This is a genomic window from Marinobacter sp. ATCH36 (assembly GCF_023555055.1).
Taxonomy (GTDB): Bacteria; Pseudomonadota; Gammaproteobacteria; order Pseudomonadales; family Oleiphilaceae; genus Marinobacter.
The window spans coordinates 1-21,730 of record NZ_JAMJPL010000012.1; the positions used below are offsets into that span (position 1 = coordinate 1).

Here is a 21,730-nt window from a genome sequence, read left to right on the forward strand (position 1 = left end):
GGAATCCTCTTGGGTTGGTGGTTTTGGTTCGCGCTTAAAACATACCAGATCCAAGAGGATTTTTTTATGCCTGATCAATAATATTAACCAGAAATCAATGAATTATGAGTTTCTGGATGGGCACTAGATAGGGCGCTTGTGAAGAGTTGGTGGTTGATCTGGAGTTACTTCCAGCCACCATACGTTCTCCCCCCAGTCACCCAGTACAATGCGCCTGGCGGGTTTACCGTTGGCTTCAAGTTCGTGAACCGCCGGCCGGTGGGTGTGGCCGTGGATCATGCGCTGCACGCTGTGGGCTTCCATCTCCTTCACGACTTCATCCGGCGTGACGTCCATGATGGTCTCTTCCTTGCCCTTGTTCTTGGCCATGCTGATTTCCCGCAGCTGCCGGGCCATGGTCTGACGTTCCGAGAGGGGGCGGTTGAGGATCATCTGTTGCCATTTCGGGTCGCGCATGTTGGCGCGAAACTTCTGGTATTCCACGTCTGCGGTGCAGAGGCTATCACCGTGCATCAGCAGGGTAGGGGTACCGTAGAGGTTCACTACCGTCGGGTCGTCCAGCAGGGTAGCGCCGATGCGGTTGCAATAATCCTCGCCAATCAGGAAGTCCCGGTTGCCGTGCATCAGAAACAGCTCGGTGCCAGCCTCGCTGACTGCTCGCAGGGCTTTGGCCACCTGTTCCTGAAGAGGTGTGTGCTCGTCATCACCAATCCAGGCTTCGAAAAAATCGCCAAGGATGTAGAGCTGCTCTACACCCCGGGCTTCTTCACCTAGAAACCGCAGGAACGCGTTGGTGATGTCTGGTCGGGACTCTTCCAGGTGCAGGTCAGAGATGAACAGCGTAGTCACGCCGCGCCTCCGTCCTCTACCACTTCGGCTTTCTCAATTACGACGTCGTCGGCGGGAACATCCTGATGGCCGGAACGCATGGTTGTGCGCACCCCGCGGATGGCGTTGACCGTGTCCATGCCCTCCGCCACTTTGGCGAACACACAGTAACCCCAGCCTTCTGCGTTTTCGGCAGTGTGGTCAAGGAAACCGTTATTCTCAACATTGATGAAGAACTGCGCTGTTGCGGAATGGGGGTCCATGGTTCGAGCCATGGCAACCGTGCCCTGCATGTTACTCAGGCCATTGTTGGCTTCGTTTTTGATAGGCTCGCGAGTCTTGCGCGGGGTCATGCCCGGTTCGAAACCGCCGCCCTGAATCATGAAGTTGCTGATTACACGGTGAAAAATCAGCCCGTCATAAAAACCGTCGCGAACGTACTGTTCGAAGTTTTTCGCGGTCTCCGGGGCGTTGTCGTAGTCCAGTTCCAGTTTGATGTCACCGTGGGAAGTTTTCAGCAGAATCATCAGGGTTTCCTGTTTAAATGGGTAGATAAAGCATCGTTGTCGATATTGTACTGAAGAGTTTGTGCGTGTGCATGAGTTAGGCAATGATTTGTGAGTATAATACGCGGTTTCAGACCCACACCCTATGATTGAGATTGTATGAGCGCCGAGTCCAAGAAAGCCCACAACTTTATCCAGAGCCTTATCGAAGACGCCATTGCCAAAGGCGAGCACACCGGTAAGGTGGTGACACGGTTCCCGCCTGAGCCCAACGGTTACCTGCACATTGGTCACGCCAAGTCGATCTGTCTGAACTTCGGCATCGCCGAAACCTTCGATGGCGTGTGCACCCTGCGGTTTGACGATACCAATCCGGAAAAGGAATCCCAGGAGTACATCGACGCAATCAAAAAGGATGTCCATTGGCTGGGCTACGAGTGGGCAGGTGATGTGCGCTATGCCTCGGATTATTTTGACGCCATCTACGAGTTTGCCGTTGAGCTGATCGAGAAAGGCAAAGCCTACGTGTGTGCGCTGACCGCCGACCAGATGGCTGAATACCGGGGCACCCTGAAAGAGCCGGGGCAGAACAGCCCCTATCGCGACCGTCCGGTGGAAGAGAATCTGCAGCTGTTTCGCGACATGCGCGACGGCAAGTACCAGAACGGTGAATTGGTGCTGCGAGCCAAAATCGACATGGCCTCCCCGAATATCAACCTGCGGGACCCGATCCTGTACCGGATTCGCTACGCCGATCACCATCAGACGGGTGACAAGTGGTGTATCTACCCGATGTATGACTTTACCCATCCGATTTCCGATGCCATGGAGGGGATTACCCACTCCCTGTGCACCCTGGAATTCGAGGATCATCGCCCGTTGTATGACTGGGTACTGGAAAACATCTCTGCTCCCTGCCAGCCAAGGCAGATCGAGTTCGCACGCCTGAACCTGAACTACACCATCACCAGCAAACGCAAACTCAGGCGACTGGTGGATGAAGGCTTCGTAGACGGCTGGAACGACCCCCGCATGCCCACCATTTCAGGCATGCGTCGCCGTGGCTACACCCCGGAGTCCATCCGTACCTTCTGCGACATGATTGGCGTCAACAAGGCTGGCGGAACCGTGGATATGGGCATGCTCGAACACGCCATCCGCGAAGATCTGAACACCCGTGCGCCCCGCGCCATGTGCGTCATGCGCCCGCTGAAGGTGACGTTGACCAATTACCCGGAAGATAAAACAGAGACGCTGGTGCTGCCGGTGCACCCGCAGAACCCCGACATGGGCGAAAGGGAAGTCACCTGGAGCCAGACCCTCTATATCGATCAGGAAGATTTTGCGGTAGAACCACCCCGCAAATGGAAGCGCCTGGCCCCGGATCAGGCGGTTCGGCTGCGTGGTGGTTATGTGATGACCTGCCGCGAGGTTATTCGCGATGACAGTGGTGAGATTGTCGAGCTGAAGTGCGAGTACGATCCCAGCACTTTGGGCGTGAATCCAGAAGGTTATAAACCGAACGGTGTGGTTCACTGGGTATCGGCGACTGATAGCGTTGAGACGGATATCAATCAATACGACCGTCTGTTTACCCACGAATCGCCGGACGGCGATAGAGAGACCGACTTTGTAGAATCAATTAACCCGGAGTCGCTTGTTGTTCTGAAAGGCGCCAGGGTAGAAAAGAGCTTGGCCAAACCGCGAACAGACTTGCCTTATCAGTTCGAGCGGGAGGGTTATTTCTTCTGCGATCAGGAATTGACCAGCACTGCGGGCCGCCCTGTATTCAACCGTACCGTGACCCTCCGCGATTCCTGGGGAAAGAGTAAGTAATAGCGGAAGGCGCGAATAAAGTAGGGGGAGCCTACAGGGATGTATTCACGGCGTGTCCCGGATAGATGCTCCGGCCTGGCGGCGACCTGCACCAAACTTGACACATCAGGTAAACAACGAGCGTAGCGTGATTAGAATCTACAATACCCTTAGTCAGCAGAAGGAAGAGTTCAAACCTATAGAGCCCGGGAAGGTTCGCATGTATGTCTGTGGTATGACGGTGTATGACTACTGTCATCTCGGACATGCGAGGGTGTTGGTGGCGTTTGATGTGATCACCCGCTATTTGCGCCATAGCGGTTTTGACGTCCAATACGTGCGCAACATTACCGATATCGATGACAAGATCCTGCGCAGGGCCGACGAGAATGGCGAGGTGTATTCGGACCTGACCGCCAGAATGATCAAGGCCATGCATGAGGATGAGGCCAAGCTGGGGGTTCTGTCGCCGACGGAAGAGCCCTGTGCTACCAATTACATCAACGAAATTATAGCGATGATTCACAAGCTGGTATCAAGCGGCCATGCCTATGCCGCGGATAATGGCGATGTGTATTTCTCCGTGGAGTCTTACCCGGATTACGGCAAGCTCAGCAAGAAAAAACTGGAAGATCTGGTGGCCGGTGCCCGGGTGGATGTCCAGGAGGCCAAGCGCAGCCCGGCGGATTTTGTGCTGTGGAAAGCTGCCAAGCCGGGTGAGGTGAGCTGGGAGTCTCCCTGGGGTGATGGCCGGCCCGGTTGGCACATCGAGTGCTCCGCCATGTCCAACCGTTGCCTGGGTGAAACCTTCGATATCCACGGCGGTGGGCCGGATTTGCTGTTCCCTCACCATGAAAACGAGATTGCCCAGTCCGAGTGTGCCAACGGCCATACCTTTGTAAACACCTGGATGCACGCCGGCGCCATTCGGGTGAACAAGGAAAAGATGTCCAAGTCCCTTGGCAACTTCTTCACCATTCGTGAGATTTTCGAAAAGTACGCGCCGGAAGTGGTGCGTTACTTCCTGGTTTCCAGCCACTATCGCAGCCAGGTGGATTACTCGGAAGAGAATCTCGCCGAGGCGGGGCGCACGCTCACCCGGCTGTATCATGCATTACGTGGGCTGGTGCCGGCCAAAGATGTGGCGGAAACCGAGCATGACCGGCGATTTATCGAGGCCATGGATGATGATTTCAACACTGCCGGTGCCATTGCGGTGCTTCATGCGGTCGCAAATGACATCAACCAGTATCGTCGTGACGGTCGGGACGGAGAGGCCAGTGCGCAGGCAGCTGTCCTGGTCAGGCTCGGAGGTGTTCTGGGGCTGTTGCAGCAGGACCCGGAGGCCTTCTTCCAGGCTGATACTGGCAGCGAACTCAGCGCTGAAGACATTGAAACCATGATCCAGGCCCGTGCTGATGCCCGGAAGAGTAGGGATTTCGCGGAAGCCGACCGCATCCGTGATGAGCTGGCGGAAAAGGGGGTCATTCTCGACGACAGTCGTGAAGGAACCAGCTGGCGCCGGGGCTAATGACACCCTGGCCCCGCCAAAAGTCGGATTGTAAGCGTGAGAATGACCTTGTAGGGAAATTCCCGTACAATACCGGCCTCGAATTACAAGGCCCGTCCGGAAAAATCCGCCGGAAAGGGCAGGGAATAAAGTAACCCACTGAGGCAGACAACGATGACAGAACGCGTACAAGTCGGCGGCCTTCAGGTCGCAAAGAACCTGTTCGATTTCGTTAATAATGAAGCGATTCCGGGTACCGGTGTCGACGCTGACAAATTCTGGAGTGAGTTCGACAAGATTGTTCACGAACTGGCTCCGCGCAATAAAGAGCTTCTGGCCAAGCGCGATGCAATTCAGGAAAAAATGGACAGCTGGAATCGTGACCACAAGGGTCGGAAGCTGGACATGGCCGAGTACAAGTCGTTCCTGAAGGACATCGGCTACCTCGTCGATGAGCCGGGCGACTTCAAGATCTCCACCTCTAACGTGGATCCGGAAGTGGCTACCATGGCTGGCCCACAGTTGGTGGTTCCGGTGATGAACGCCCGTTTCGCCCTGAACGCCGCCAATGCCCGTTGGGGTAGTCTGTACGATGCCCTCTACGGCACCGATGCCATTTCCGAAGAAAATGGCGCTGAGAAAGGCCGTGGTTACAACCCGGTACGTGGTGCCAAGGTAATCGAGTTTGCCCGCAACCTGCTGGACAGCTCTGCTCCGCTGGCCTCAGGTAGCCATAAGGATGCTGCCCAGTATCTGGTCGACGGCGGCAAGCTGGTGGTCAAGTTCCAGAACGGAGACTCTACCGGCCTGAAAGACGAGTCCGGCTTTGTTGGTTACACCGGCGCAGCTGATGCGCCCACTGGCGTTCTGCTGGTCAAGAACGGCATGCACTTCGAAATCCAGATCGATGCCAGTCATCCGATTGGCAAAGACGATGGCGCTCACGTAAAAGATGTGCTGATGGAGTCAGCCCTGACCACCATTATGGATTGCGAGGACTCTGTTGCGGCAGTTGATGCAGACGATAAGGCTCTGGCATACCGCAACTGGCTGGGCCTGATGAAGGGTGACCTGGAGGAAACGTTCGAGAAGGGCGGGCAGCAGATGACCCGCAAGATGCACGAAGATCGCACCTACACCAAGCCTGAAGGCGGAGAACGGGTGCTCAAGGGTCGCAGCCTGATGTTTGTGCGCAACGTTGGCCACCTTATGACCAGCCCGGCGATCCTGCTGAAAGACGGAAGCGAAGTACCGGAAGGCCTGATGGATGGTCTGCTGACCTCTCTGATCGCTATTCATGACCTGAAAGGTTCCGGCAAACTGCAGAACAGCACCACCGGTTCGGTGTACATCGTTAAGCCCAAGATGCACGGCCCGGAAGAAGTGGCTTTCACCAACGAGTTCTTTGGTCGCGTGGAAGACGCTCTTGGTCTGCCGGCCTTTACCCTGAAAGTTGGCATCATGGATGAGGAGCGTCGCACCACGGTCAACCTCAAATCCTGTATCCATGCGGCCAGGGAACGCGCCGTGTTTATTAACACCGGCTTCCTGGATCGTACCGGTGATGAAATCCACACCTCCATGGAGCTGGGGCCGTTCATCCGCAAAGGCCCGATGAAGCAGGCTGCGTGGATTCAGGCTTACGAACAGTGGAACGTGGATATTGGTCTGGAGACCGGTTTCCGTGGTGTTGCCCAGATTGGTAAAGGTATGTGGGCCATGCCGGATCTTATGGCCGGGATGCTGGAGGCCAAGATTGGTCATCCCAAGGCCGGTGCCAATACCGCATGGGTGCCGTCGCCAACGGCGGCTACGCTGCACGCTACTCATTATCATCAGGTCAGCGTTGCCGACATCCAGAAAGAATTGGAAAGCCGAACTCGCGCCAATCTGGACGATATCCTGACGGTTCCGGTTATGGATGATCCGAAGTCCCTGTCGGCCGAAGAAATTCAGCAGGAGCTGGATAACAATGCCCAGGGTATTCTTGGATACGTTGTGCGCTGGATCGATAGCGGCGTGGGATGTTCCAAGGTTCCGGACATCAATGATGTGGGCCTGATGGAAGACCGCGCCACACTGCGTATCGCGTCACAGTTGCTGACCAACTGGCTCTATCATGGCATCTGTAGCGAAGAGCAGATTCATGAGACCATGAAGCGCATGGCAGCGGTCGTTGACCGTCAGAATGCCAAGGATCCGTCTTACCGTAACATGTCGCCGGATTTTGAGGGCAGCATCGCCTTCAAAGCAGCCATGGATCTGGTAATGAAAGGTCGTGAACAGCCGAATGGTTACACCGAGCCACTTCTGCACGCCTATCGCCTGAAGGCGAAAGAGAAGTTCGGGCAGTAGTCGCCCGGTCCCACAAAAAAACCCGCTAAAAAAGCGGGTTTTTTTTGTGGGAGTCGGTAAACCTATTTCTTATGCAACTCGTTTGCCGCATAAAGCGTATTCTGCAATAGCGTGGCAATTGTCATCGGCCCGACACCACCGGGCACCGGCGTAATGTACGCCGCACGTTCTGACGCCACGGCAAAATCGACGTCACCGCGCAGTTTGCCATCTTCCATCCGGTTAATGCCGACATCAATCACGGTTGCGCCTGGCTTGATCCAGTCACCCTTGATCAGTCCGGGCTTACCGGCAGCGGCGATCAGTATATCAGCCTCTCTCACGAACTTTTCCAGGTCGTTGGTGAACCGGTGGCATACGGTAACTGTGGCGCCTTTAAGTAGCAGTTCCATGGTCATTGGTCGTCCGACAATGTTGGAGGCGCCCACGATGACGGCGTGCTGGCCCTTGTAAGGGGTACCAATGCTGTCCAGCAGGGTGATCACTCCAGCAGGCGTGCAAGGTCGCAGGGCGGGTTTGCGCTGCACCAGGCGACCGATGTTGTAGGGGTGAAATCCGTCGACGTCTTTGTCCGGGCGGATTTTCACCAGGATAGGGTCAGCGTCCATGTGAGATGGCAATGGAAGCTGGACCAGTATGCCGTCCACGTCCGGGTTGTCGTTCAATTCGTCAACCAGTGCTTCCAGGGCTTCCTGTGACGTGTCCTCCGGTAGGTCATAAGAGAGGGACACTATGCCGGCTTCATCGCAAGCCTTGCGCTTGTTGCCGACATATACGTGGGATGCAGGGTCGTTCCCGATCAGCACCACGGCCAGCCCGGGAGCACGAAGCCCCTGTTGTTTGCGGGCCTCGGTTCCTGCCGCTACCTGTTGTCTCACCGCCGCGGCGATTTCTTTTCCATTAATCAGTTTGGCGCTCATGTCTTTGTCTTGTCGGTTGTGCGAAAATAAAGGCCTCGCATTGTCTCATGCTTGGGCTCCACCGCCAATCGGAAGAGGAAAAGCCCAAATGCGTGTTGACGGACAGGTCCGGCGCCGGTAATATGCGCGCCAACTTTGCTGAGGTATCTGTTGTTCAGTTCAGACGGGGTATAGCGCAGTCTGGTAGCGCGCCTGCTTTGGGAGCAGGATGTCGGGAGTTCGAATCTCTCTACCCCGACCACTTTCTGAATGTTCAGGTGGGCGAACGATTTATGCGCTCGTAGCTCAGCTGGATAGAGCACCGGCCTTCTAAGCCGGTGGTCGCAGGTTCGAGTCCTGCCGGGCGCGCCATACCGCAGACGGTTTGATCCGTCCCGGAGACACCTAACCAGCAAAGTTAATTTGGAGTATTGGTCGGGATTTGCCCGATAGTAGTCCGGATATGGTGGACGTAGCTCAGTTGGTAGAGCTCAGGATTGTGACTCCTGCGGTCGAGGGTTCGATCCCCTTCGTCCACCCCATTTCTCCTTAGTGATTTATGGTTGATTTCCGCAGTTGCGGCGATCTACGCTTGTTTTATAAGGTGTAGACTCGCAAACCGTGTGCGAGAGTGGCGGAACTGGTAGACGCGCTGGATTTAGGTTCCAGTGGGGCAACCCGTGAGAGTTCGAGTCTCTCCTCTCGCACCATTCTTACTTGCCGGTTTTTCTCCTCCATTTTCTCTCCTTGATCTGCCTGTGATCTGTCCCCATAAAAGAGCCTGTACCGGGTGATTCTCTCGGCATGGTAAACCGTGGTAAACTACCCGCTTTTAAATTTGCGTCCTTTTCCGGGAATTCGCCCTGAAATGGATTTTTCACTTTATTTTCATTCACATATTGAACCTGTAATTTGAGGATCTTCCATGCAAGTGTCTGTTGAAACGACCTCCAACATCGAACGTCGGATGACGATTGGTGTGCCCGCCCAGGAAATCGACCAGGCGGTCCAGAAACGCCTGCAGGAAACCGCACGCACAGTGAAAATGAACGGTTTCCGTCCGGGCAAGGTGCCCATGAGTGTGGTGAAGCGTCGTTTCGGTGACAGCGTCCGCCAGGAAATCGTCGGCGAAGTCATGCGTGACAACTACATCAAGGCGCTGCAGGAGCAGGATATCAATCCGGCGGGCTGGCCCAAGTTCGAGCCGAAAACCATGGAAGAGGGTAAAGACCTCGAGTTCGTTGCCGTTTTTGAAGTGCTGCCGGAAGTGGAGCTGGGTGATTTCAGCAAGATTTCAGTGGAAAAGCCGAAAGCGGACATAACCGAAAAAGACGTCGATACCATGATCGATAACCTTCGTCGCCAGCAGGCTACCATGAAATCCGTTAAGCGCAAGTCCAAGAACAAGGACGTGGTACTTATTGATTTCAAAGGTTTTGTTGATGGTGAAGAGTTCGAAGGCGGTGCTGCCGAGAACCATAAGCTGACCCTGGGTTCAGGCCAGATGATTCCCGGTTTTGAGAAGGGCATTGTTGGCGGCAAGGCCGGCGAAGAACTGGAGATCGAGGTCACTTTCCCCGAGGACTACCAGAACGAAGAGCTGGCTGGCAAGCCGGCGAAGTTTGAGATCAAGATTCACGAAGTTCAGGAGCCGCAGTTGCCAGAGCTGGATACCGAGTTCTTCAAGAAGTTCGGTATCGATGCTGAAGACGAGGCCGCGTTCCGTGAAGAAGTTCAGAAGAACATGGAACGTGAGCTCAAACAAGCTGTCTCCAATAAGGTCAAGAACGACGTTGTTGAAGGGCTTCTGGAAAGCACCGAGCTTGAAGTACCTACGGCTCTGGTTGATCAGGAAATCGACCGTCTGCGCCAGGACGCAGTGCAGCGCTTCGGCGGCCAGATTGACCCGCAGCAGTTGCCCAAGGAAATCTTTGAAGAGCAGGCTCGCCGCCGGGTTAAAACCGGCCTGTTGTTCCAGGAAGTGGTCAAGCAGAACGACCTGAAAGCAGATCCTGCTAAAGTGGATGAAAAGATCCAGGAAATCGCGTCAACGTATGAACAACCTGAAGAGGTTGTAGCGCACTTCAACAGCAACCCTGAGCAGAAGCAGCAGATTGAATCGTCTGTTCTGGAAGATGCGGTTGTTGATCTGGTGCTGGATAAAGCCCAGGTCAACGAAAAGAAGCTCAAGTATGAAGAGGCGATTCAGGCCGGCCAGCAGCAGCAGGGTTAAAGACTGCGGGGGCGCTTGAAAGTGCCCTGGCACGCCTGACGGGTAAAACAGCCGGCACGCCCGGCTGTTTTCATCTTCGCTCGGTGCTGGCACAGTACTGTAAAGCGCAGCTGATTTATAAAGCGGTGGCGGACACTCGCCACTCCATTGTCCAGAAGGAGTTCACGCGCATCATGACGCAGAAACCAATCGATGGTCCCGCAATGGTTACCAATTCCGGCCTGGTGCCAATCGTTATCGAGCAGACTGCACGAGGCGAGCGCTCATTTGACATCTTTTCCCGTCTGCTCAAGGAACGGGTCATCTTTATGGTAGGCCAGGTTGAAGATCATATGGCCAACCTGATTGTGGCGCAATTGTTGTTCCTGGAGTCAGAGAACCCTGACAAGGACATCCACCTGTACATCAACAGCCCGGGAGGGTCCGTTACTGCAGGTATGTCCATCTATGACACCATGCAGTTCATCAAGCCTGACGTGGCTACTCTTTGCGTTGGGCAGGCAGCCAGTATGGGGGCTTTTCTACTGGCTGGTGGCGCCGATGGTAAGCGCGCTTCCCTGCCTAATTCGCGAATGATGATTCACCAGCCACTGGGGGGTTATCAAGGGCAGGCAACCGATATTGAGATCCATACAAAAGAGATCCTCAAGATCCGTCATCAGTTGAACAGTATTCTGGCTCACCATACGGGTCAGGATCTTGAGAGAATTTCCCGGGATACGGACAGGGACCGGTTTATGGACCCTCAGGAAGCCAAGGACTATGGCCTGATTGATTCTATACTTGATAAGCGTATACCTAATAAATAATACTGAAGGTAATCGCAACATTCCCTGCCGGCGTACCGAGGTAGCTGCGTCGGCAAACCAAGCTCAGAGGTATTTCAATGGCAGATGATAGAAACGGCAGAGGCGACGATAACGGCAAGTTGCTGTACTGCTCGTTTTGCGGAAAGAGCCAGCATGAAGTCCGTAAGCTCATTGCAGGGCCCTCGGTGTTCATCTGCGACGAGTGCGTTGACCTGTGCAACGATATTATCCGGGAGGAAATCCAGGAAAATGCCCAGGAAGAAGCAAGCGATCGTCTCCCGACACCCGCCGAGATCCGCGACACCCTCAATGAGTACGTGATTGGCCAGGACCGCGCCAAAGTTGTGCTTTCGGTAGCGGTGTACAACCACTACAAGCGCTTACGCTATGGCGAGGGCAAGGCCGAAGTTGAGCTTGGCAAGAGTAACATTCTGCTGATCGGCCCCACCGGCAGTGGTAAAACTCTGCTGGCAGAGACACTGGCGCGCATGCTCAACGTCCCCTTTACCATTGCTGATGCTACCACGCTCACGGAAGCGGGCTACGTCGGTGAGGATGTTGAGAACATCATCCAGAAACTGCTGCAGAAATGCGATTACGATGTGGATAAAGCCCAGCGCGGCATTGTGTACATCGACGAGATTGACAAGATTTCCCGTAAGTCTGACAACCCTTCCATCACCCGGGATGTGTCCGGTGAGGGCGTCCAGCAGGCTCTTCTCAAGCTGATCGAGGGCACTGTCGCATCGGTTCCGCCCCAGGGTGGTCGCAAGCATCCGCAACAGGAATTCCTGCAGGTCGATACTGGCAATATGCTGTTTATCTGTGGCGGTGCCTTTGCGGGCCTGGACAAAGTGATCCAAGAGCGTTCTGATCGCAGCAGCATCGGGTTTTCCGCGACGGTAAAAAGTCCGGAAGACATCAAGAACACCGGTGACATCATCAAGGATGTGGAAACGGAAGATCTGGTCAAGTATGGCCTGATCCCCGAGTTCGTCGGTCGCCTCCCTGTTGTCGCGACGCTAACGGAGCTGGACGAGGAAGCTCTGGTCCAGATTCTGACAGAACCCAAGAACGCCCTCACCAAGCAGTATCAGAAGCTGTTTGATATGGAAGGTGTTGAGCTGGATTTCCGTGAAGACGCTCTGCGTGCCGTTGCCCGCAAGGCCATGGCACGGAAGACGGGCGCACGCGGTTTGCGCTCTATCATGGAAGCGACGTTGCTGGACACCATGTATCAGATTCCTTCTGAGCATGACGTTTCAAAGGTGGTTATTGACGAGAGCGTCATAAGCGGTCAGTCGGAGCCATTCAAGATCTATGACAGCAGTGATCACGCCAAGGCGGTCCCCGAGGACTGAGTGCCCCGGCTGTTAGCGTGAAAAAAGGGCGGCGACGCCCTTTTTTTATGTCCTGAGTACACCGTAAGAATCCGTATCCGAACGGTAAAAAGATTGCAATTTTTGCTGACGCCCCAAAGAAGGGTGATATGCTGAAACAAACATCGTCAGAGGATTTTCTATGACCCTGATACCTGAAGAATCTGTGCAAGAATACCCGCTGTTGCCGCTGAGAGACGTGGTGGTGTTCCCGCACATGGTGGTGCCGCTGTTTGTGGGCCGTGAAAAGTCCATACAGGCGTTGGAAGCGGCCATGGAGGGCAACAAGGAAATCCTTCTGGTTGCCCAGAGAGATGCCTCTACAGACGAGCCCGGCCCCGATGACGTGTTTGCCATGGGTACCGTGGCAACCGTGCTTCAAATGCTGCGGCTGCCGGACGGAACCGTCAAGGTTCTGGTGGAAGGCAACGCCCGTGCAACCATCACCAATATAGACGACGGTGAATACCTGGCTGGCAAGGCCATGTTGATGGATGAAGACTCGCTGCCGGCACGTGAAGAGGAAGTGCTGGTCAAGACCCTGATGGACGAGTTCGAGAAGTACGTCAAACTCTCCAGAAAGGTGCCTTCAGAAGTCTCTAATGCGCTTACTGGTATCACCGAACTTGAGCGCCTTGCCGATACCATGGCAGCCCATCTTGAATTGAAGATCCCCGAAAAGCAGGAGCTGCTTGAAGCGCTTGAAATCCGCCAGCGTGTTGACCTGCTGCTGGGCAAGCTGGATGGTGAAATTGACCTGATCGAAGTTGAGAAGCGTATTCGTGGTCGCGTCAAGAAGCAGATGGAGCGCAGCCAGCGGGAGTATTACCTCAACGAGCAGATGAAAGCCATCCAGAAGGAAATGGGTAACCTCGGTGAGGGAAATAACGATTTTGAAGAGCTTGAGCAAAAGCTGGAAGAGGCTGGTCTGCCGGAAGAGGCCCGCAAGAAGACCGAAGCGGAGCTCAACAAACTCAAGATGATGTCGCCCATGTCCGCCGAGGCAACGGTGGTACGTGGCTATATCGACTGGATGCTCGCTATTCCCTGGAAAAAACGCAGCCGGGTACGCCATGATATCGAGAAAGCCCGTAAAATTCTGGACGAAGATCATTACGGCCTGGATGAGGTCAAAAAGCGTATTTTGGAGTACCTTGCTGTCCAGAGCCGGGTGAAAAAGGTGAAAGGCCCTGTGCTTTGTCTGGTTGGTCCCCCCGGCGTGGGTAAGACCTCCCTGGGGCAATCCATTGCCCGTGCGACCAACCGTAAGTACACCCGTATGGCCCTTGGTGGCGTGCGCGATGAGGCTGAAATTCGTGGTCACCGCAAAACCTACATCGGGGCATTGCCGGGCAAGTTACTGCAAAAACTGTCCAAGGTAGGTGTTAAAAACCCGTTGTTCCTGTTCGATGAGATCGACAAGATGGGCATGGATCATCGTGGTGATCCCGCATCCGCGCTTCTGGAGGTGCTGGACCCGGAGCAGAATCACACCTTCAACGACCATTATCTTGAAGTGGATTACGACCTGTCCGACGTCATGTTCGTATGCACGTCGAACTCCATGGATATTCCACCGGCCCTGTTGGACCGCATGGAAATCATCCGTATTCCCGGGTATACCGAGGACGAGAAGGTCAATATTGCGCTCAAGTACCTGTTGCCCAAGCAGTTGAAGGCCAATGGTCTGCGCAAAAATGAACTGGAAATTCCACGGGAAACACTCCTCGACCTGATTCGCTACTACACCCGAGAGGCGGGTGTACGCGGCCTGGAGCGTGAGATTGCGAAGCTCTGCCGCAAAGTGGTACGTGATCACGTAGAAACTGATGACAAGGCTTCTGTGACCCTTAAACCCGAGATGCTTGAGGATTACTCAGGTGTGAAGAAGTTCAAGTACGGTCTCGCAGAGGAGAAAAACCAGGTCGGGCAGGTCACCGGTCTGGCCTGGACTCAGGTCGGCGGTGAACTGCTGACTCTGGAATGTGCATTGACCAAGGGCAAGGGCAGGGTTATCAAGACCGGCTCGCTGGGTGACGTCATGCAGGAGTCAATTCAGGCCGCATTGACAGTAGTCAGAAGTCGTGCGCTTGGCCTGGGTATCAGTGACGATTTCCACGAAAAACATGATCTTCACGTTCACGTTCCGGAAGGTGCAACGCCAAAAGATGGTCCCAGCGCTGGTGTCGGCATGTGTACGGCACTGGTCTCTGCATTGACCCAGATTCCGGTTCGGGCTGATGTGGCCATGACAGGTGAGATCACCCTCAGGGGTCGGGTGCTGCCCATCGGAGGCCTCAAGGAAAAGCTGTTGGCGGCTCATCGTGGTGGCATCAAGACAGTGATCATTCCCGATGAAAATGCCCGTGATCTCAAAGAGATACCGGACAATATCAAGGAATCGCTGGAGATTCGTCCGGTCAAATGGATCGACGAAGTTCTGGATATTGCGTTGGTTCACTCACCGGAGCCACTGACCGAGAATTCGTCATCTGAAAAGGCTTCCGGGACCCCTCGGGATGATGACGGTGAAGCGGCAGAGCGCATAAATACACATTAAACACGCGCAGTTTTGTTGACATGCGAGAGAGCCCATTGGTATAACTGTTTCGCCGTGAAGCAGCCAATATCAAGGGCTCCCGCGCAGTTAACGCCTATTCCGAACACCGGTTAGTAGCCGAAAGGAATAAAAATAGTGAAGAATGGAATTCTCTGACCGCTTATGCGATAGTCGGGAACGTCCAGGAAACAACAAACCAACCTATAACATCTTCAACCTGAAATCGAAGGGGTTTAGTGTGAATAAGTCCGAACTGATCGATGCAATTGCAGAATCCGCAGATATCTCCAAAGCCGCCGCTGGCCGTGCTCTGGATGCCATGACCACCTCCATTACCGGCGCCCTTAAAAAAGGCGACCAGGTAACGTTGATTGGTTTTGGTACTTTCTCTGTTAAAGAGCGTGCCGCGCGCACTGGCCGTAACCCGCAAACTGGTGCCGAGATCAAGATCCCGGCTTCCAAAGTGCCTGGGTTCAAGGCAGGTAAGGCCCTGAAGGACGCCGTTAAGTAACGGTAGCTTTCATTTGGTGGCGCCCATATTGACGGGTGTTGCCGGAGCGGTTGGCCCGGTGGCAATACCGCAGTCAGCCCGCTCTGATGAATTCAAGGCGCATTCCTGAATGAATGCGCCTTTTTACGTTAAGAGCCCTCACAGACATTGATCAGGGATCCGGGAGAAACATGCTTCAAGATATTCGGGATAATGCCCAGGGCACTATTGCCAAAGTTATTATTGGCCTTCTGATTGTTTCACTCTCAATCTGGGGAATGGACGCGATTGTCGGCGGTTTCTCAGGTGAACCCGAGGTTGCCACGGTCAACGGAGATGACATTACCGAGCGTGAGTTTCTGCGTGTTGTCCAGATTGAGAGCCAGCGCCGCCTTTCGGATATGGACAATCCGGATCCCTCACTACTTGACGAAGACCAGGTTCGCCGTGACGTGTTGGATTCGCTGATCCAGGAAAAGGTCATGACTCAGGATGCCGAGAATCAGGGCCTTGAACTCTCGGATCAGGACATCGATTCGCTGATCACCCAGATGCCTCAGTTCCAGGTGGATGGCACGTTCAATCGGGACCGATTCGTGTCGATGGTCCGGAATATGGGCATGGGTGTTGGCGAGTTCCGGGAAACCATGCGCAAGCAGTATGTGGTGAATCAGATTCGTGCAGGTATTGCCCAGAGCGGAATCGTGGCGGAGGAGCATGTGGCCCAGCTACTGCGCATTCAGAACCAGACTCGGGATTTCCGTGTGGTGACACTCTCCGAGGACGCGGTGAGTGACCAGGTGGAGGTTTCAGAAGCCGAGATCGAAGCCTACTACCAGGAGAATCAGGAAGCATTCCAGCAGCCTGAAAGGGTCGATGCCCATTACATTGCCCTGTCACGTGAATCGCTCGCGGAAACCGTCGATGTCAGTGATGATGAGCTTCGCGAGTATTACCAGGAGCGTTCCTCAGAGCTTGCCAGGGAAGAGCGTCGTGCAGCCCATATTCTGATTGAAGATGGCGAGAGCGCTGAGGAAACCATGTCGACGGTCCAGGAGCGCCTTGAAGCAGGAGAAGACTTCTCCGAACTGGCCCGTGAATATTCCGTGGATACAGTTTCAGCTGAAGAGGGTGGCGACCTGGGATTTGCCGAACGCGGGGTTTACGACGAAGCCTTCGAAGAGGCGCTGTTCCAACTTGAGAAAGAAGAGGTCTCTGAGCCTGTTTCCACCACTTTCGGTATCCATCTGATCAAATTGCTGGATGTGCAGAAGTCGGAAGTGCCTCCGCTGGAGGAGCTGGAAGAAGAGCTTCGCAGGGAGCTTGCTCGCAGTAAGGCCGAAGACCGCTTTGCCGAGGTTCGTTCCGAGCTGGCTGACCTGGCTTATGCCGCAGATGACCTCGATGGCCCGGCGCAGGAGCTGAGTCTGGAAGTCCGTGAAAAGGGCGATATCACCCGCGATGGTGGTGAAGCGCCGTTCGACCATCAAGGGCTTGTGCGCCAGCTATTCTCCGAAGATGTTTTGCGTGATGGCTTCAATACAGAGCTGATTGATGTGGGTGATAACATGTCCGTGGTTGCCAGGGTAGCTCAGTATCAGGAAGCCCAGCAGCAACCTCTGGATGAAGTATCGGATGAAATCCGTACGGCATTGACCCGTGAGAAGACCCGCGAAGCGCTGAACCAACGCGCACAGGCTGTCATCGCAGAACTGGAGTCCGGCAAGGACCCCGGCGAGATTGGTATCGGGGAGTGGCAGTCCTATGACGATCAGCCCCGAAACAACCCCATTCTTGGCGGTGCTGTTATGTCTGGGGTGTTTTCTCTGCAACGCCCGGAGGGTGACGGGGAAGTCTATGGCTCGGTGATGTCCGATGATGGCATTGCCATTGTTGCCCTTGAGGCTGTCAACGAAGGGGAAGTAAACACTGACGGGGGTGAATTCAGCCAGCTTCGCAACTTCCTGGCATCGCTGGAAGGCCAGCGGGAGTATCGGGCGTATCAGCAACACCTTCGCGATAATGCCGAAGTGGAACGGCAGTAAATAAAAGGCACCCTTCAAAGGGTGCCCCGGTACAACGCTGAATCAGGCCCGGGATTTATCCCGGGCCTTTTAGTTTGTCTATTCAATATAGATTTCTGGTCTTTCTCCCAGTACGTCGAGGTAAAACCAACAGGTAAACGGTTTTCGGAGGCGTGAACGGATGCCTTGGCTATACTGGAAACCGGGTTGGTTTCAGGCTTTCCTTGATCTTTTTCAGGTGGCTCAGGAAGTCCGCGCCGCGTTTGAGCGTGACACCCGTGGCCAGAATATCGATCACAGTAAGATGAATAATTCGTGACGACATGGGCATGTAGACCTCAGTGTCTTCAGGGGCCGTAACTTCTATAACCACCGTGCAGGCCTGGGCAAGTGGTGAGCCGGGCATGGTGATTCCGATGACCGTGGCACCGTTATTCCTGGCCTGCTGGGCAATTTCAACGGTTTCGCGCGTGCGACCGGTATAGGAAATAAGCACGATGACATCGCCTGTTGTGCTGCCTGCGGCAACCATACGCTGCATCAATGCATCGTCGTAAGACATTACCGGGATGTTGAAGCGAAAGAACTTGTGCTGGGCATCCATGGCGACGGGGGCGGACCCTCCCATGCCGAAGAAATTGATCTGCTTGGCCTGAATCAGGTAATCAATGGCTGCGGACAGCGCCTTGGGGTCAAGGGCCTGGCGTGCCTTGTCCAGGCTCGCGATTGTACTCAGCATGATTTTGTCGGCAAACTCTGCAACCGTGTCATCAGGCTCTACATTCTGGCCAATGTAGGGAGTGCCGGTGGCTATACTCTGGGCCAGGCGTATTTTGAAATCAGGGAAGCCGGTAGCGGAAAAACCGCGACAAAACCGGTTGACGGTCGGTTCGCTGACGTCAGCGGCCCTGGCCAGCGCGGCAATGCTGTATCGGGTTGCGGCGCTGGGGTCGCGAAGGATGGCTTCGGCAACCTTGCGCTCGGATTTGTTAAGAGTGTCCAGCCTTAGCTGGATATCTTCGAGCAGATTGTCGTCGCGTTGCGCCTTATTGGCAGCCATTGAGAATACTCCCTGATTTATCGGCTTTCTTGTCAAAATTCGCGCTGATTATAGCGCGTTTTGTGCTAACTTGTGGTAGTAAAAGTATCATTAATTGGAAAATATCCTTGGAAAATTCGGTTTTAGGTGTCATTATTTGCATAAAATTACTACATTGATGCCTCGAGTCGTGAGGACAAAGAGAGAAGGAACCGATGGCTGACCCTATCAATACCCGCTGTGACCTGATGATGTTTGGAGCACTGGGCGACCTGGCGCAACGCAAACTTTTTCCCGCCCTTTACCAGTTGGAGCGCGCCGGGTTGCTCCACGAAGGTAGCCGTATTCTGGCTATCGCGAGAAACAAGGCGGACGCCGGTGAAGTTCGCAAGATCCTTTTTGACAAGCTGGAAGAGCATGTAAAAAAGAATGAGTTTGACGCTGTTGTCGCAGAACAGTTTTTGCAGCGCGTGGATTACCAGTTTCTCGACTTTACCAATCCCGGCGGATATAGCGTTCTCAACGATTGGCGAAGCACCGATTCCAGCAACCTTATTGTCTATATGGCCACACCGCCGTCCATGTACGGGGTTATTGCCCGCAACCTGCGGAGCAATGACTGTTGCGACAAGAACACCAGAGTCGTGGTTGAGAAGCCTATTGGTCATGATCTGGAGTCGTCCAAGGTCATCAACGACGAGTTGGGTGAAGTCTACAACGAGAACCAGCTGTTCCGTATTGACCATTACCTGGGCAAGGAAACCGTCCAGAACCTCATCGCCCTGCGGTTCGCCAACAACCTGTTTGCCTCCCAGTGGGATCAGAACCACATCTCCCATGTCGAGATATCGGTGGCAGAGAGTGTCGGTATTGAAGGCCGCTGGGGCTATTTCGACAAGGCCGGCCAGGTTCGTGACATGGTGCAGAATCACCTGTTGCAGCTGTTATGTCTGATTGCCATGGACCCGCCTTCCGACCTTTCCGCCGACAGTATCCGTAACGAAAAGGTGAAGGTGCTAAAGGCGCTGCGCCGGATCACGCCGGACCTGATGGACACCCATGTAGTGCGCGGCCAATACACTGCGGGCACCAGTGACGGCAAGCCGGTTCCCGGTTACCTGGAAGAAGAGGGCGCCATCAAGGGCAGCAAGACTGAAACCTTTGTGGCCCTGAAAGCAGAGATCGATAACTGGCGCTGGTCCGGTGTGCCTTTCTATATCCGTACCGGCAAGCGCCTGCCAGAAAAGCTGTCTCAGATCATCATCCATTTCAAACCGGCGCCGCATTACATCTTTGATCCGGACCAGAAACACCTGGCCAATAACAAGCTGATTATCCGCTTGCAGCCAGACGAAGGTATGTCGTTGCAGATTCTTACCAAGGACCAGGGCCTGGACAAAGGCATGCGCCTGCGCCAGGGCCCGCTGGAACTGACCTTCTCGGAAACCTTCGAAAACGATCGCATTCCCGATGCCTACGAGCGTTTGCTGTGGGAGGTCATGAAGGGTAACCAGTACCTGTTTGTCCGTCGCGACGAGGTGGAGCATGCCTGGCAATGGGTTGACCAGATCATTGCCAACTGGGATGACAGTGGGCAACCACCGAAACGATACGCGGCCGGAACCTGGGGCCCGGTGGCCTCGATTGCGATGATTACGCGCGACGGAAGGAGCTGGTATGAAGATGCATGACCTGAATCTGCCGGAGGCTGTAGATGCGCATTTTTTCGATACTCCGGATGACGCCGGTGTGGCTTTGGCGGATGCCGTTGCCAGGCATTTGTCGGAGCGGCTGCTGATCGCGCCCCGGGCCAGCCTTGTGGTTTCCGGCGGATCAACGCCCCTGCCGTTTTTCCAGGCATTGCGTGAGAAACCTCTGGACTGGGCACGAATCGATGTACTGCTGGCGGATGAGCGCTGGGTACCAGAAGACGATGAAGCGAGTAATACCCGCCTTGTCCGCGAAAACCTGCTACAGGGTCCTGCCTCGGAAGCGAGTTACCTGTCCCTCAAGCAGCCAGGAGAAACGCCGGCTGATGGTCTTTCCGCTGTGGAAGCGGCGCTGGCTGATCTTCACCTGCCGCTGGATGTGCTGATTCTGGGCATGGGCAACGATGGCCACACCGCATCCCTGTTCCCGGATGCGCCCGAACTGGACGGGGTGCTCGATACCGATTCGGCGGCTATCGTGGCCGCAACGACACCGCCTTCCCAGGCCCATAAGCGTATTACCTTAACGCTGCGGGCCCTGAGTCGGGCTGGTTTCACCGCGTTGCATATCAAAGGTGATGACAAGCTGAAAACCCTTCAGGACGCCTGTGCGGATATCGGGCAAATAAAGGAAATGCCCATCCGCGCTTTCCTCAGGCCTGGCCTGCAAATTTTCTGGAGTGCCTGATGGCTGGCGCCACTGAATTGTTTTATCGGAGAAATTTATGAATCAACTGTCTGACTTTCACCGCGAGCGGGTCCAGTCGGTGCTGAGCGCCTCGCCTCTTATCCCGGTGATCACTATTGACCACCCTGATCAGGCATTGCCTCTATGTCAGGCCCTGGTTGATGGTGGCATTCGCGTTCTGGAAATTACACTGCGCACGCCTCACGGCATAAAAGCCATCGAACAGGTCAGAAAAGCCATCCCGGAAGCCTGGGTTGGCGCGGGTACGGTCACCAGTATCGCCCAATACCGCCAGGTGGAAGCCGCCGGCGCCCAGTTTGTGATCACCCCGGGTGTCACCGAGGCCATCCTGGAATTCGGCGTCACCTCCGAGGCTCCGCTGCTACCGGGCATTGCAACTATTTCCGAGCTGATGGTGGGCTACAATCTGGGCTACCGCGAATTCAAGTTCTTCCCCGCCGAAGTCGCCGGCGGCATCCCGGCCCTCAAAGCCTTCGCCGGCCCGTTCCCGGACGTCACCTTCTGCCCGACTGGCGGCATTCGTCGCAACACCGCAAAGGACTACCTGGCCCTTGACAACGTTACTGCTGTCGGCGGCACCTGGTTGACCCCTGATGACGCTGTTTCCTCGGGTGACTGGAACCAGATTTCCGAGATTGCCCGCGGGAGTTTGTTGGACCTCTGAGTTTTCTCGCCGGTTCGTAGCCTGAGGAGTCGGGGTTTCGCAGTTGGTGGGAGGGTCTTTCGGGAAACGCTACGAGCACATATATGTAGACCTCTTGTTGTGCAAGCCCCAAAGCTATCGGTGGTGTCAAAGGCTAACTGGGTAAAACTGCGCACGTATATCCGGCCTTTATGATGAGCCACTCTGGTGGCTCTGGCCTCA

At 54.8% G+C, this 21,730-nt stretch carries 17 protein-coding genes and 4 tRNA genes; 16 read left to right on the forward strand and 5 right to left on the reverse strand.

The features are described 5' to 3' along the window. Positions 1–123 precede the first annotated feature (123 nt). Both M8010_RS19695 and M8010_RS19700 read right to left on the reverse strand, forming a co-directional pair. A complete protein-coding gene (locus M8010_RS19695) occupies positions 124–849 on the reverse strand; it encodes a UDP-2,3-diacylglucosamine diphosphatase (protein WP_250094410.1) in 726 nt (241 codons plus the stop codon). Further along, positions 846–1,355 carry a peptidylprolyl isomerase gene (locus M8010_RS19700; protein WP_250094411.1) on the reverse strand — a complete coding sequence of 170 codons (510 nt, stop codon included), beginning with the start codon at positions 1,353–1,355 and terminating at the stop codon, positions 846–848. Before M8010_RS19700 ends, M8010_RS19695 begins: the two co-directional genes overlap by 4 nt. Before the next feature lie 138 nt (positions 1,356–1,493). Here M8010_RS19700 and M8010_RS19705 point away from each other — a divergent pair, with 138 nt between their 5' ends. From M8010_RS19705 to M8010_RS19715, 3 genes are all read left to right on the forward strand, one after another. After that, a complete protein-coding gene (locus tag M8010_RS19705) occupies positions 1,494–3,170 on the forward strand; it encodes a glutamine--tRNA ligase/YqeY domain fusion protein (protein ID WP_250094412.1) in 1,677 nt (558 codons plus the stop codon). 127 nt (positions 3,171–3,297) lie between these two features. Next, positions 3,298–4,680 carry a cysteine--tRNA ligase gene (gene cysS, locus M8010_RS19710; protein WP_250094413.1) on the forward strand — a complete coding sequence of 461 codons (1,383 nt, stop codon included), beginning with the start codon at positions 3,298–3,300 and terminating at the stop codon, positions 4,678–4,680. 153 nt (positions 4,681–4,833) lie between these two features. Continuing rightward, positions 4,834–7,014, forward strand: a complete 2,181-nt coding sequence (locus M8010_RS19715) for a malate synthase G (RefSeq protein WP_250094414.1) — start codon at positions 4,834–4,836, stop codon at positions 7,012–7,014. Between the two features lie 62 nt (positions 7,015–7,076). Here M8010_RS19715 and folD read toward each other — a convergent pair whose 3' ends face one another. After that, entirely contained in the window at positions 7,077–7,934 is an 858-nt protein-coding gene (gene folD, locus M8010_RS19720; protein WP_250094415.1) for a bifunctional methylenetetrahydrofolate dehydrogenase/methenyltetrahydrofolate cyclohydrolase FolD, read from the reverse strand. A gap of 164 nt (positions 7,935–8,098) precedes the next feature. Between folD and M8010_RS19725 the strand changes: the two genes are divergently transcribed. The 4 genes from M8010_RS19725 to M8010_RS19740 all read left to right on the forward strand — a co-directional run bounded on the left by M8010_RS19725 (position 8,099) and on the right by M8010_RS19740 (position 8,623). Continuing rightward, positions 8,099–8,175: transfer RNA gene (locus M8010_RS19725), tRNA-Pro, on the forward strand. A 33-nt stretch (positions 8,176–8,208) separates the two neighbouring features. After that, positions 8,209–8,285 (forward strand) — tRNA-Arg (locus tag M8010_RS19730). Between the two features lie 94 nt (positions 8,286–8,379). Next, a tRNA-His gene (locus tag M8010_RS19735) sits at positions 8,380–8,455 on the forward strand. Positions 8,456–8,538: 83 nt separating this feature from the next. Further along, positions 8,539–8,623 (forward strand) — tRNA-Leu (locus M8010_RS19740). A 3-nt stretch (positions 8,624–8,626) separates the two neighbouring features. Here M8010_RS19740 and M8010_RS19745 read toward each other — a convergent pair. Further along, positions 8,627–8,809, reverse strand: coding sequence for a hypothetical protein (locus tag M8010_RS19745; RefSeq protein ID WP_250094416.1), 183 nt, complete (start codon positions 8,807–8,809; stop codon positions 8,627–8,629). Between the two features lie 29 nt (positions 8,810–8,838). Between M8010_RS19745 and tig the strand changes: the two genes are divergently transcribed. The 6 genes from tig to M8010_RS19775 all read left to right on the forward strand — a co-directional run bounded on the left by tig (position 8,839) and on the right by M8010_RS19775 (position 17,429). Then, positions 8,839–10,146 (forward strand): trigger factor, encoded by a 1,308-nt coding sequence (gene tig, locus M8010_RS19750; RefSeq protein ID WP_250094417.1) that lies wholly within the window; start codon positions 8,839–8,841, stop codon positions 10,144–10,146. Positions 10,147–10,319: 173 nt separating this feature from the next. Next, positions 10,320–10,955, forward strand: a complete 636-nt coding sequence (gene clpP, locus M8010_RS19755) for an ATP-dependent Clp endopeptidase proteolytic subunit ClpP (RefSeq protein WP_250094418.1) — start codon at positions 10,320–10,322, stop codon at positions 10,953–10,955. A gap of 77 nt (positions 10,956–11,032) precedes the next feature. Next, the gene (gene clpX / locus M8010_RS19760; protein WP_250094419.1) at positions 11,033–12,316 is read left to right on the forward strand and encodes an ATP-dependent Clp protease ATP-binding subunit ClpX; all 1,284 of its coding nucleotides are present in this window, start codon (positions 11,033–11,035) and stop codon (positions 12,314–12,316) included. 160 nt (positions 12,317–12,476) lie between these two features. Beyond that, positions 12,477–14,894, forward strand: coding sequence for an endopeptidase La (gene lon / locus M8010_RS19765; protein WP_250094420.1), 2,418 nt, complete (start codon positions 12,477–12,479; stop codon positions 14,892–14,894). 238 nt (positions 14,895–15,132) lie between these two features. Continuing rightward, positions 15,133–15,405 (forward strand): non-specific DNA-binding protein Hbs, encoded by a 273-nt coding sequence (gene hbs, locus M8010_RS19770; RefSeq protein ID WP_027832426.1) that lies wholly within the window; start codon positions 15,133–15,135, stop codon positions 15,403–15,405. A gap of 170 nt (positions 15,406–15,575) precedes the next feature. Further along, positions 15,576–17,429: a SurA N-terminal domain-containing protein gene (locus tag M8010_RS19775; protein WP_250094421.1), complete on the forward strand. Its 1,854-nt coding sequence runs from the start codon at positions 15,576–15,578 to the stop codon at positions 17,427–17,429. A gap of 169 nt (positions 17,430–17,598) precedes the next feature. Here the strand turns inward: M8010_RS19775 and M8010_RS19780 are convergent, their stop codons facing one another. After that, complete coding sequence (locus tag M8010_RS19780; RefSeq protein ID WP_250094422.1) at positions 17,599–18,468, reverse strand: MurR/RpiR family transcriptional regulator; 870 nt, start codon at positions 18,466–18,468, stop codon at positions 17,599–17,601. A 194-nt stretch (positions 18,469–18,662) separates the two neighbouring features. On the opposite strand from M8010_RS19780, the gene zwf reads away from it, so the two are divergent. Genes zwf through M8010_RS19795 form a run of 3 tightly spaced genes read left to right on the forward strand, consistent with a single transcriptional unit; the run spans position 18,663 to position 21,529 of the window. Continuing rightward, positions 18,663–20,138, forward strand: coding sequence for a glucose-6-phosphate dehydrogenase (gene zwf, locus M8010_RS19785; protein ID WP_250094423.1), 1,476 nt, complete (start codon positions 18,663–18,665; stop codon positions 20,136–20,138). After that, positions 20,131–20,844, forward strand: a complete 714-nt coding sequence (gene pgl / locus M8010_RS19790; RefSeq protein ID WP_250094425.1) for a 6-phosphogluconolactonase — start codon at positions 20,131–20,133, stop codon at positions 20,842–20,844. The genes zwf and pgl overlap by 8 nt, the downstream gene beginning before the upstream one ends. Before the next feature lie 37 nt (positions 20,845–20,881). Beyond that, the gene (locus tag M8010_RS19795) at positions 20,882–21,529 is read left to right on the forward strand and encodes a bifunctional 4-hydroxy-2-oxoglutarate aldolase/2-dehydro-3-deoxy-phosphogluconate aldolase (RefSeq protein ID WP_250094424.1); all 648 of its coding nucleotides are present in this window, start codon (positions 20,882–20,884) and stop codon (positions 21,527–21,529) included. Positions 21,530–21,730: the final 201 nt, after the last annotated feature.